The organism is Streptosporangium sp. NPDC049046 (genome assembly GCF_040649155.1).
In the GTDB taxonomy this organism is placed as follows: Bacteria; Actinomycetota; Actinomycetes; order Streptosporangiales; family Streptosporangiaceae; genus Streptosporangium.
Window position 1 is genome coordinate 261,941 of the sequence record NZ_JBEZEZ010000004.1, and the last position, 11,477, is coordinate 273,417.

General features: G+C 70.8%; 10 protein-coding genes. 5 read left to right on the top strand and 5 right to left on the bottom strand.

The genetic code is table 11. The annotated features are described in order from the left end of the window. Nucleotides 1-353 precede the first annotated feature (353 nt). Nucleotides 354-1,139, bottom strand: coding sequence for a helix-turn-helix transcriptional regulator (locus tag AB0B96_RS07565; protein ID WP_362897080.1), 786 nt, complete (start codon nt 1,137-1,139; stop codon nt 354-356). Between the two features lie 86 nt (nt 1,140-1,225). Here AB0B96_RS07565 and AB0B96_RS07570 point away from each other — a divergent pair, with 86 nt between their 5' ends. Further along, nucleotides 1,226-2,083, top strand: a complete 858-nt coding sequence (locus AB0B96_RS07570; RefSeq protein WP_362897081.1) for an NAD(P)H-binding protein — start codon at nt 1,226-1,228, stop codon at nt 2,081-2,083. A gap of 197 nt (nt 2,084-2,280) precedes the next feature. Here AB0B96_RS07570 and AB0B96_RS07575 read toward each other — a convergent pair whose 3' ends face one another. Next, entirely contained in the window at nt 2,281-3,282 is a 1,002-nt protein-coding gene (locus AB0B96_RS07575; RefSeq protein WP_362897082.1) for a phosphotransferase, read from the bottom strand. A gap of 243 nt (nt 3,283-3,525) precedes the next feature. On the opposite strand from AB0B96_RS07575, the gene AB0B96_RS07580 reads away from it, so the two are divergent. Further along, on the top strand, nt 3,526-3,945 hold the full coding sequence (locus tag AB0B96_RS07580) for a heme-binding protein (RefSeq protein ID WP_350943779.1): 420 nt from the start codon (nt 3,526-3,528) through the stop codon (nt 3,943-3,945). A 142-nt stretch (nt 3,946-4,087) separates the two neighbouring features. Beyond that, nucleotides 4,088-4,231: a hypothetical protein gene (locus AB0B96_RS07585; protein WP_350943780.1), complete on the top strand. Its 144-nt coding sequence runs from the start codon at nt 4,088-4,090 to the stop codon at nt 4,229-4,231. On the opposite strand, the gene AB0B96_RS07590 is transcribed toward AB0B96_RS07585, so the two are convergent. From AB0B96_RS07590 to AB0B96_RS07600, 3 genes are read right to left on the bottom strand one after another with little or no spacing between them, the layout of a single operon-like run. Further along, entirely contained in the window at nt 4,205-5,107 is a 903-nt protein-coding gene (locus tag AB0B96_RS07590; RefSeq protein ID WP_362897083.1) for a ribokinase, read from the bottom strand. The genes AB0B96_RS07585 and AB0B96_RS07590 overlap by 27 nt on opposite strands. Before the next feature lie 42 nt (nt 5,108-5,149). Further along, entirely contained in the window at nt 5,150-5,797 is a 648-nt protein-coding gene (locus AB0B96_RS07595; RefSeq protein WP_350943783.1) for a response regulator transcription factor, read from the bottom strand. After that, entirely contained in the window at nt 5,788-7,038 is a 1,251-nt protein-coding gene (locus AB0B96_RS07600; protein WP_350943784.1) for a sensor domain-containing protein, read from the bottom strand. The genes AB0B96_RS07595 and AB0B96_RS07600 overlap by 10 nt, the downstream gene beginning before the upstream one ends. A gap of 335 nt (nt 7,039-7,373) precedes the next feature. On the opposite strand from AB0B96_RS07600, the gene AB0B96_RS07605 reads away from it, so the two are divergent. After that, nucleotides 7,374-8,774 (top strand): acyltransferase family protein, encoded by a 1,401-nt coding sequence (locus tag AB0B96_RS07605; protein ID WP_362897084.1) that lies wholly within the window; start codon nt 7,374-7,376, stop codon nt 8,772-8,774. Nucleotides 8,775-8,901: 127 nt separating this feature from the next. Beyond that, nucleotides 8,902-11,394, top strand: a complete 2,493-nt coding sequence (locus AB0B96_RS07610; protein WP_362897085.1) for a DUF3516 domain-containing protein — start codon at nt 8,902-8,904, stop codon at nt 11,392-11,394. Nucleotides 11,395-11,477: the final 83 nt, after the last annotated feature.

The following is an 11,477-nucleotide window of genomic DNA, read 5'->3' on the forward strand; positions in this document are numbered from 1 at the left end:
CGTTCGGTAAGGTGTCGTGCCCGTACGGGAGAATCCCGCTATCCGAATATCCATCGCACACACGGTGATGTGCGTGTGCCGTCTCGTATTCACCTCCGGTATTCCCGGGATCGGCGGCGGGTAGGGGCGATTTCCCGATTCCGGACGCGCGGTCACCGTGCGCCACGCCGCCGGACACCCCGTGCGCGAGTGCCGCGTCCGCGAGGGACGGGTGATGACGGATTCGAGGGCCGGACGAGCGCGGGCGGTGGACGACGAGCGGACCGGGCGACCGGGGGTCGTGTCAGGTGGCACGAGAGTGTCAGCGGGCCGCAAACCGGACGGCGCAGCCCAAGTCCTACGCAGCGAGCATGTCAGCAGGGCTGGGGGGCGGGCAGGCGGCCCTCGAAGAAGGCGCCAGGGGTGACGCCCATCAGCGTACGGAACTCGGCTGTCATGTGGGACTGATCGTAGTAGCCGGCGGCCACGGCCAGGTCGGCCCAACGGGGGCCGCCGACACGGGCGAGGGTGAGGATCTCGCGGACGCGTTCGATGCGTTCGAAGCGTTTGGGCGGCAAGCCGACGGCCTCGGCGAACACGGTGCGCAGGTGGCGTTCGCTGACGGCGAGGTGGCGGGCGATGGCGGGCAGCGGTTTGCGCCGCTTTCCCGTGCGACCGCGCAGCGCCTGGACGGCGGCCTGGACCAGTTCGCCTCGCGCCCCGTCCGATGAGGACCTGGCCGACAGCGCCGCCTCCAGATGTTCGAGTATCAGGCCGTCGTCCCCGCCCGCCTGCCTCAGCATGGCTTTCAGCCGGTCGTAGGAGGAGCCCCACAGTTCCTCGAGGCGGACCACCCGGTCGGTGAGCTCGCTCACCGGGACGCCGAGCAACGGTCGGGCGGCGCCGGAACGCAACCGCAGCCGCAGGCAGAGCGGGATGTCCTTGCCGACGTGGTACGAGGCGCGCGTGCGCGGGCCGATCACGAGCAGGTCGCTCTGCCCCGCAGCGGCCGCACGGAAGACGAGGGACGTGTCGGCGTCGGGGACGTGCACGAGCGGCTGCCGCCCACCCGCCGCGGGATCGTCCGCCCTGAGCACGCTCACCGCCTTGATCAGCGGCCGCAGGCCGTCCGGCACGGCCATCGGGACCTCGATGCTCATGACCACAACGTTAGCCGGACCGCAGGCTGCGCATGCGTGCCGAAAATTCCTATAAGGGCTGGTGGGCGGGCTGACAGGGTGAGCGCATGATTCTGGTCACGGGTGCCACGGGCACGGTCGGCGGTGAGGTGGTCCGGTTGCTGGCGGACCTGGGTGAGCGTGTTCGGGCGATGACCCGGGAACCGTCGAAGGGCGCGACGTCGCCGGGTGTGGAAGTCGTACGGGGGGATTTCGACGATCCAGGGTCGTTGGCCGAGGCGGCCCGCGGTGCCGACGCCCTGTTCCTGCTGAGTGCCCCGGGCCCGTGGCTCGCCCGGCACGACGAGGCGATGGTCGCGACGGCGCGGGCCGCGGGAGTGCGGAGGGTGGTGAAGGTCTCGGCGATCGGCACGGGGGAGGATCACGAGGACGCCGAGGTCGGGGACTGGCATCTGGCCGGAGAGCGGGCGCTGAGCTCGAGTGAGCTGGAATGGACGGTGTTGCGACCGTCCAGCTTCGCCTCCAACACCTTGAGGTGGGCTCCCCAGGTTCGGCAGGGGCGACCGGTGCCGAACACGACGGGCAACGGCAGGCAGGGGGTCGTCGATCCGCGTGACGTGGCCGAGGTGGCGGTGACGGCGCTGACGTCCGGCGAGCACGTACGAACCGTCCTCACACTGACCGGACCCGAGTTGCTCAGCGTCCCGGACATGGCGAAGGCGCTGGGCGAGACGCTCGGGCGGGCCGTCGAGACGGTGGACGTGCCGCTGGAGGTCTACCACGAGCGGATGATCGCCGCCGGGGTGGATCCCGAGTTCGCCGCCTTCGCGGTCGACGGCTCCCGGAAGGTGGCGCGGGACGGCAACGCGCGGCTCACCCGGGACGTCGAGCGGGTGCTGGGGCGTACTCCCCGTACGTTCCTCACCTGGGCGGCCGATCACAGCGCCGCTTTCGTCTCGGGCTGAAACCGGCACCTGGACCTCAGGCCGGGCGGCGACACAGGTCAGATGCCGCCCGGTCGATTCCCTGCCTGGACTCCGCCGGGCAGGGCGGCTTCGCGCCGGGCCGGGCTTCCGGCGTCACCGACGTCTCATGACGCACGGACCGACGCTCTCGCGTCGCCCGGCGAGTCGCACAGCCGACGGGCAGCCGGCAAGCAGGGTCAGCGGAGCGAGCCGCCGAGATGGCGTTCCGCCAGCTCGCAGGTGCCCTCGGTGTAGCCGGCGCCGAGTTCAGCGGCGATGTCGGCACCGGTGTGGGTGCCGATCCAGGCGACGAGCAGCAGGCGGCGGAACATCACGAACGTCCAGATCTCCGCCTCGTCCTCGGCCGGGAGGTCCAGGACGGTCCGGTAGCCCCGCACCCACGCGTCGATCAGCTCGGGGACCTCGGGGCGGTGCTCGACGAAGCTGACCGCGGCGGCCAGGTCGTAGAGATACCAGCCGAAGCCGCAGTCGTCGAAGTCGATGACGCCGGGCGGGTTCTCACCCTCCACGAGCAGGTTGGCGGCGCGCAGGTCGGCGTGGATCAGGCCGTAGCGTCCGAGGCCGCGGCCGAAGCGGTGGAGCCGCTCGCGCAACTCCTTGTCCAACCGCCCCAGCACGGCCCGCGCCTCGGTGTCCATCCCCAGGCCGTCCTGCCAGCGGCCCCACCGCGACTCGGCGCCGAGGGCGGCCTCGTAGTCCCAGTGGAAACGGGTGAACCCCTCGGGCGGGGACCACCCGCGCGCGTGCCGGTGCATCCGCGCCGTGAGGGCGCCGAGCCGCTCGAAGCCGGGCAGTGGATCGTCCTGGGACGGCTCTGTGCCGGGCAGGAACTCGAACATCACGCAGTCGCGCGGCTCGGGGCCCGGGACGGTCAGCACCCTGGAACCGTCGGGAGCCGGGATCACCCGGGGGGTGCGGATCCCCGCCTGCTCACGAAGCGCCTCCAGCCAGGACAGCTCCGACAGGATCGCCGGGGTGGAGTGATAGCCGAGCCGGTGCACCCGCAGGATGGAACGCGTGCCCGAGACCGGATCATCCACCCGGTAGGTGGCGTTCTCCGACACGTTGACCAGGGTGACCTCGGCGTCGGGCAGGCCGTGGATCCGCGTCGCCACGCGGGCCACATCGTGCACGCGGGCCAGCACGTCACCCCCGGCGGACAGGTCGTGGACCCGCATCGGCTCCTCCATCGTCGGTCGGATCGGGCGCACGAGACGCCAGATCCTATCCGAGATTCCGGTGTCGCCCCGCGGTGCCGTTTCCCTTACGGGACGACGGTCCCGGCCCGCTCCGGTCCTCCGAAAGGCCCTCGCGGGCGTCGCATCGTTATGACACCTCACATCACCAGAACGGCGGCGCACGCGCACCCGGCCGTCCACGCCGACGACCTTCGAGACGGTTTGGAGACGGTGGGGAGACCGGTGAACCTGGAACTCGCACTGCGCATGTGTGAGGCCGCGGTGCGGCAGGCCGCGCGGGAGGGGGCGCTCGTCTCGGTCGCCGTGGTCGACGCGGGCGGGGACCTGGTCGCGTTCCAGCGGATGGACGGCGCGCGGATCACCGGATCCGTCCTCGCCCCCGGCAAGGCGTACACCGCTCTCGCCCACCGCATGCCGACCGCCGACCTCGCGCCGCTGGTCCTGCCGGGAGGCGAGTTGTACGGTCTGGCGGGTGATCGGTACGTGTGCTTCGGCGGGGGTGTGCCGCTCGGAGGGTCAGGCGACGGGTACGGGGCGGGCCGGGCGAGCCGGGTGGTGGGCGCGGTCGGCGTGAGTGGCGGCACCGTTGCCCAGGACATCGTCTGCGCGGAGACCGCCGCAGCCCTCTGGGAAAGCGCATAAACGGATATATGAATAAAAAAGGGGCGACGGAAATCGTCATTCCGGTGAAACAGAAGCGCGGTGTGTTACCTCCGCCGACCGCGGGGCAGTGAGGGCTTGCCCCGGACGATGATCGTCTGGGATGACCCTTTGGAGGATTCTCGTGGACGTTCTCGTGCTGCTCGCCCTGGTCTGTTTCCTGGCCGCCACGATCTGGTCCGCCATCAGCCGCTCCTGGCCGATCGCGCTGCTCGCCGCGGGGGCGTTCCTGCTCACGCTGTCAGAGACCTCCCTCATCAGCGGCTAGGCTTCCGTCGATCTCGGCGCGGGTGGGCATCGAGGTGCTGGCACCCGCGCGCTGGACGGACAGGCCCGCGGCCGCGGTGGCGAAGCGGACGGCCCGCTCGACGGGCTGCCGCTCGACGCGAGCCGCGGCGAGGGCTCCCACGAAGGTGTCGCCCGCGGCCGTGGTGTCCACCACGGCCACCGTGGGGGCCTCGACGCGCACCGCGGGCCCGTCGCCCGAGGCGGTGAGCGCGCCGCGCGCCCCCAGGGTGATGATCACCCATCCGACCTCGCCCCTCAGTTTCTCCAGGGCTGCCTCGTGGTCGGCCAGGCCGGTGATCGCCGAGGCCTCGTGCTCGTTCGCCACCAGGATGTCCACGGCCTCCAGCAGCTCCGCGGGGAGCGGCTGGACGGGCGCGGGGGTGAGGACGACGGTGGTTCCGGCCGCGCGAGCGGCTCTGGCGGCCGCGGTGACGGCCTCGATGGGGAGCTCCAGCTGCAGAAGCAGCATGTCGGAGCGGGAGATGACCTCGATCTCGGCCTCCGAGGGAGCGGTCACGGTCCCGTTGGCGCCGGGGACCACGATGATCGAGTTGCCGCCGTCGCCGTCCACCACGATCTGGGCGATGCCGGAGGGGCCGGGGACCGTGCGCAGGTGGGTCGCGTCGACCCCCGCCTCGGTGAGCGTACGCCGCATCTCAATCCCGAAGGCGTCGTCGCCCACCGCGCCGAGAAAGGCGACCGCGGCTCCCGCCCGCGCGGCGGCGACGGCCTGGTTGGCGCCCTTGCCACCGGGCACCGTGCGGAAGGCACGGCCGGTCACGGTCTCGCCGAGCGCGGGGGCGACGTCGACGTAGGCCACGAGATCCATGTTGGCACTGCCGAAGACCGAGATCACTTTTCCTCCTCGCGGTCGGGAGCACGGGTGCGGGAAGGTGTGTCAGGAACGCAGGTAGGCCAGGACCGCGAGGACACGGCGGTGCTGGTCACCGTCCTCGGCGTACAGACCGAGCTTCGCGAAGATGCTGCGGATGTGCTTCTCCACGGCCCCGTCGCTGACCACCAGCTGACGGCCGATGGCCGGGTTGGACCTGCCCTCGGCCATCAGGCCGAGCACCTCGCGCTCTCGCGGGGTGAGCTGGGCGAGAGGATCGTCGCGGCGGCGTCGCACCATCAGCTGTGCCACCACCTGGGGGTCGAAGACCGTACCTCCGGCCGCGACCGTGCGCAGCCCTCCCATGAAGTCGTCCACGTCCACGACGCGGTCCTTGAGCAGGTATCCCACCGCGCCCCTGGCGTCGGCGAGCAGATCGTCGGCATAGGACACCTCCACGTACTGGGACAGGATCAGCACCGGCGCGCCGGGAACCCTCCGGCGCGCCTCCACCGCCGCCCGCAGCCCCTCGTCGGTGAAGCCGGGCGGCATTCGTACGTCCACCACCGAGACGTCGGGCCGGTGCTCCGCGACGGCCTCCACCAGGCGGTCGCCGTCGCCCACCGCCGCGACCACCTGGCAGCCGAACTCCTCCAGGAGCCTGATCAGGCCTTCCCTGATGAGCACCGCGTCATCGGCCACAACTACCCGCACGGAACCTCCGCCACTATGACCGTCGGCCCTCCGACGGGTGAGTCGACCGCCAGCTCGCCGTCCACCGCCTTCAGACGGTCCCCGAGCCCCGACAGGCCATGTCCCTTGGCGACATGGGCGCCGCCGACCCCATCATCCCCGATTGTCAGCATGAGGAAGTCCCCCGTCCTGCTCAGCGTCACGGTACAGATCGTGGCCTGGCTGTGCTTGGCGACGTTGGTGAGGGACTCGGCGACGACGAAGTAGACGGTGTTCTCCACGGCCGCGGGGAAGCGCCCCACGACCTGGACGTCCAGCTCGACGGGGACGGTGCACCGGCCGGCGAGCGCGGCGAGCGCCGGGGCCAGGCCGCGGTCGCTGAGGATCGGCGGGGCGATGCCGCGCGACAGGGCGCGTAGCTCGTCCAGGGTGTCGCGGGTGGAGGTGATGGCCTCGCCGAGCATCCGTTCGACGGCCCCCGGGTCGCGCCTGAGCTGGCGCTGGGCCCGCGACAGGTCCATCGCCAGGGAGACCAGGCGCTGCTGCGGCCCGTCGTGGATGTCGCGCTCCAGCCGGCGCAGCGCGTTGGCCTCGGCCGACACCGCGGCGGCCCGGCCCTCGGCCAGGTCGTCGATGCGCTCGTGCAGCTCGGCCACCCCGGTCAGCATCGCCCTGCCGAGCCCGGCCTGGACGAGCGCGGCGCCCCGCACGATCGCCGGGAGGGTGAGGGCGAAGAGCACGCCGATGGTGGTGTTGATGATCACATCGACCCACAGGCTGTCACCCAGGCCGAGGAGCCTGCCCAGTCCCCCGTCGTTGCCGGGGATGGCGTAGATGATCCACCCGTAGAGCGGGTAGGCGAGACCGGCGATCGTCCCGGCCCACCAGACCGTCGCCAGCACGAAGGTGACGATGGAGATCGGGAAGACCACGACGCCGTAGAGCAGGTCGAGCCACGACTGGCCGTTGGTGAGCGGGTTGATCATCCTGCGGAACCATCCGGCGCTCTCCGGGGCGGGCAGATATCTCGGCCGGGCCACGGGACGGCCGAGCACCTCGGGCAGCCAGCGCCGCTCGACGTCGGCGAACCCCCTGGCCACCAGGAGGGTCGTCGCGAGGATGGGCAACCCCACGAACACGACGGTCGTGCCGATCCCCGCGGCGAAGCCGGCCACCATCAGGACGAACCAGATGACGGAGAGCGGGAAACCCACGATCAGGTAGCGGGTGTCGGTGCCGATGCGGCCGAGAAGGGTTCTCATGGCGCCAACGCTACGAGGGCCGGCCCCGTCGATCGACCCTGTGTGCCCGCGTACCGGGGTGGGGCCAGCACTACCCGGGACGGTGGGGAGATCGGGCGAGAAGACTGCTGCGCGCGTCACTGTGCCGCCGGGCTCCTGGCGGGAGGCTTTTCCCATCGTCACACCTGCTCGTCACACCCGCTCGTCACACCCGCGATTTTCGCCCTCCCTCCCCGAGATCCTCCTTTCGGAGATCTTCCTCCCTGAGAATCGAGATCCCCTTGACCGCCGTGATCCCTGGTTCGGCAGCGCCTCCCGCAGCGCCTACGTCGGTGTCTCCGACGGCGCCGCGACCCGTGACCGCGGCGGCGACCGCGGCGTCGGCTCCCGCGAACTCGGTGGCGACCGCGCCCGTGACAGCCGTCCCGCTCCCCCGTACGGCGCCTCGCCCGGCCTCCGCGCGCGCCGCGCGCGACCCGTTCATCGACGTGCTCCGCGTGTTCGGCATGGTCCTGGTGGTGCTCCAGCACTGGAGCATGCCGCTGCTCTCCTTCGCCGACGGCCGGATCTCCACCGGTAACGCGCTGGCCGTGGGGAACGGATGGATGATCACGTGGTTCAGCCAGGTGATGCCGCTGGTGTTCTTCGCGGGGGGCGCGGCCAACGCGATCAGCCGGCGGAGCGCGGCGAGGCGCGGCGAGGCGACCCCCGCGTGGCTGGCGGGACGCCTGCGCCGCCTGGCCTGGCCGGTGGTCCCGCTGGCGGCGGTCTGGCTGCCGTTGCCCCACCTGCTCCTCGCGCTCGGCGTTCCCGAGCAGCCGGTCATGACGGCCTCACGGCTGGCCGGGCAGCTGCTCTGGTTCCTCGCGATCTATCTCGTCGCGGTGGCGGCGACGACGCCGATGCTCAGGCTCAACATGGTGTACGGCTGGCGGGTGCCGGTCGCGCTGGCGGCGGGGGCCGTGGCGGTGGACGTCCTGCGCTTCACCAGCGGCCTGGACATCGCCGGTCTCCCCAACATCGTGCTGGTCTGGCTGGCGGTGCACCAGCTCGGCTTCCTCTATGTCGACGGCCGGCTGCGCCGTCCCTGGGTCCTGGCCCTGGCCGGGTACGGTCTGGGCGCGGCGCTCACGGCCTTCGGCCCCTACCCGCTCAGCATGATCGGGATGCCGGGGGCCTCCGTCTCCAACATGGCGCCCCCCACGGTCGCGCTGCTCTCGGTCGGGGTGGGCCAGATCGGGCTCGCGTTGGCGCTGCGCCGGTGGATCGTCTCCTTCGCGGAGTGGCCGGGGGTCTCTCGGGCTCTGGACTGGGCCGGCTGCCGGATGATGACCCTCTACCTGTGGCACATGAGCGCGCTGTTCGTCATCGTCTCGGTGGTCGTGGTGGGTCTGGGCATCTCCACTCCCGAGCCGGGGACGTCGGCCTGGCTGTCCGGCTGGCCCCACTGGCTGCTCATGCTCGCCCTGGCGATGTGGCCGCTGCTCCGGGGGTTCGCCAGGTTCGAGACGCCTCCCGCGACGGGGCCGTACACCGGCGGGACGGTCAGGATCCTGCTGGCCACCGCGCTGGTGGGGCTGGGCCTGCTCACGTTCACGGTGAACGGTTTCGTGCCGGGGACGGCGTCCCTGCTCGGGGCGGGCGCGATCGTGGCGGGTCTGGCGCTCACCGGCTCCTCCCGCCGCGCCCTCCCCTCTCGTGGGCGCCGGGGCGTACCGAGTGTGCCGGGCCGACGAGCCGACGGCGTGGTCATCTAATTTGATCAGCATTCATGTCGGGAAAAGCAGCCATAACTACACAAAGTTACGCACTTTACCTGGAATGTAAGGCGATCCGCGACCGCCTCCGGTCCGACCACCTCAAGTTCTTCGGCAGTATTGAACCGTGAGCCTTGTAGACCGCCTGCCAGAAGAGATCGACGCCGACCCCGACACCATCTTCGACGCCTTCGTCGAATGGAACTCCGAGCGAGGGCTGACCCTCTACCCGGCGCAGGAGGAGGCTCTTATCGAGGTGGTGTCGGGAAACAACCTGATCCTGGCCACCCCGACCGGCTCGGGCAAGAGCCTGGTCGCCGCCGGAGCCCATTTCACCGCGCTCACCAGGGACGTGCGCACCTTCTACACCGCGCCGATCAAGGCGCTGGTGTCGGAGAAGTTCTTCGACCTGTGCGCGGTGTTCGGCACCGAGAACGTCGGGATGATGACCGGCGACGCGAGCGTGAACCCCGGGGCGCCGATCATCTGCTGCACCGCGGAGATCCTCGCCAACGTCGCGCTGCGCGACGGCGCCGCGGCCGACATCGGCCAGGTGGTGATGGACGAGTTCCACTTCTACTCCGAGCCGGACCGCGGCTGGGCCTGGCAGGTGCCGCTCCTGGAGTTGCCGAACGTCCAGTTCATTCTGATGTCGGCGACCCTCGGAGACGTCACCAGGTTCGAGGAGGACCTGACCCGGCGCACCGGCAGGCCCACCGCGGTGGTGAAGAACGCCGAGCGCCCGGTCCCGCTCGTCTACTCCTACCGGCTCACCCCTCTCCACGAGACGCTGGAGGAGATGCTCACCACCAACCAATATCCCGTCTACGTCGTCCACTTCACCCAGGCCGCGGCCATGGAGCGGGCGCAGGCGCTGATGAGCATCAACATGTCGACCAAGGCCGAGAAGGAGGCGATCGCCTCCATGATCGGCCACTTCCGGTTCACCACCCGGTTCGGCAAGGCGCTCTCCCGGCTGGTGCGGCACGGCATCGGCGTGCACCACGCCGGGATGCTCCCGAAGTACCGCCGCCTGGTGGAACGCCTCGCCCAGGCGGGCCTGCTCAAGGTCATCTGCGGCACCGACACGCTCGGCGTCGGCGTCAACGTCCCGATCAGGACCGTGCTGTTCACCGCGCTGTCGAAGTACGACGGCACCAAGGTGCGGCGACTGCGCGCCCGCGAGTTCCACCAGATCGCCGGGCGGGCCGGGCGCGCCGGATTCGACACCATCGGCTACGTCGTCTGCCAGGCCCCCGACCACGTCGTGGAGAACGAGAAGGCCCTGGCCAAGATCGGCGACGATCCCAAACGGCGGCGCGGTTTCGCCCGCAAGAAGCCGCCGGAGGGCTTCGTCGGCTGGAGCGAGGAGACCTTCGAGAAGCTGCAGGCCGCCGAGCCCGAGCCGCTGAACTCCCGGTTCAAGGTCAGCAACGCCATGCTCCTCGCGGTGATCAACCGGCCGGGCGACTGCTACGCGGCCATGCGCCACCTGCTCACCGACAACCACGAGGACCGCAAGTGGCAACGGCGGCACATCAGCCAGGCCATCGCGATCTACCGGTCGCTGCTGGCCGGAGGCGTGGTGGAGCAGCTGAGCGAGCCCGACGAGCACGGCCGGATGGCCCGTCTCACCGTCGACCTGCAGGAGGACTTCGCGCTGAACCAGGCGCTGTCCACCTTCGCGCTCGCCACCCTCGAACTCCTCGACATGGAGTCGCCGAACTACGCCCTGGACATGGTCTCGATCATCGAGTCCATCCTCGACGACCCCCGCCAGATCCTGTCCGCGCAGCTCAACAAGGCGCGCGGCGAGGCGGTGGCGCTGATGAAGGCCGACGGCATCGAGTACGAGGAGCGGATGGAGCGCCTGGCCGAGGTCACCTATCCGATGCCGCTCGCCGACCTGCTGCTCGGCGCGTACGAGACCTACCGGCGCGGCCACCCCTGGGTGGGCGACTACACGGTGAGCCCCAAGGGCGTCGTCCGCGACATGTACGAGCGGGCGATGACCTTCGCGGACTACGTGCAGTTCTACGAGCTGAACCGCTCGGAGGGCACCGTGCTTCGCTATCTCGCCGACGCCTACCGCACCCTGTCGCGGACCATCCCCGAGCACCTCAAGACCGAGGACCTGGTCGACCTCATCGAGTGGCTCGGCGAGCTGGTCCGCCAGGTCGACTCCAGCCTCCTGGACGAGTGGGAGCAGCTGCAGAACCCGACCGGGGAGGTGGAGGCGCCCTCGCTGGAGGAGAGCACCAAGCCCGTCACCGCCAACACCCGCGCGTTCCGCGTGCTGGTCCGCAACGCGATGTTCCGCCTCATCGAGCTCGCCGCCCTGGAGAACGAGGAGGAGCTGGCGCAGCTGGCACCCGACGTCGACTGGGGCGCCGCGCTCGACGCCTACTACGACGACCACGAGGAGATCGGCACCGGCCCGGACGCCCGCGGCCCCGGCCTGCTCCGCATCGAGGAGGAGAAGGAGTTCTGGCGTGTCCGCCAGGTCGTCTCCGACCCCGCGGGCGACGGCGACTGGGGCATCGACGCGCAGGTGGACCTCGCCGCCTCCGACGAGGAGGGCCGCGCGGTGGTCCACGTCATCGGCCTGAACCGCCTCTGAACCGTCCCTCGCCACGTCCCTGCCGGCGCAGGCAGGGGCGCTCGGCGGAGGAAGACCGTCCGTGCGCGCAGAAATATCAGACG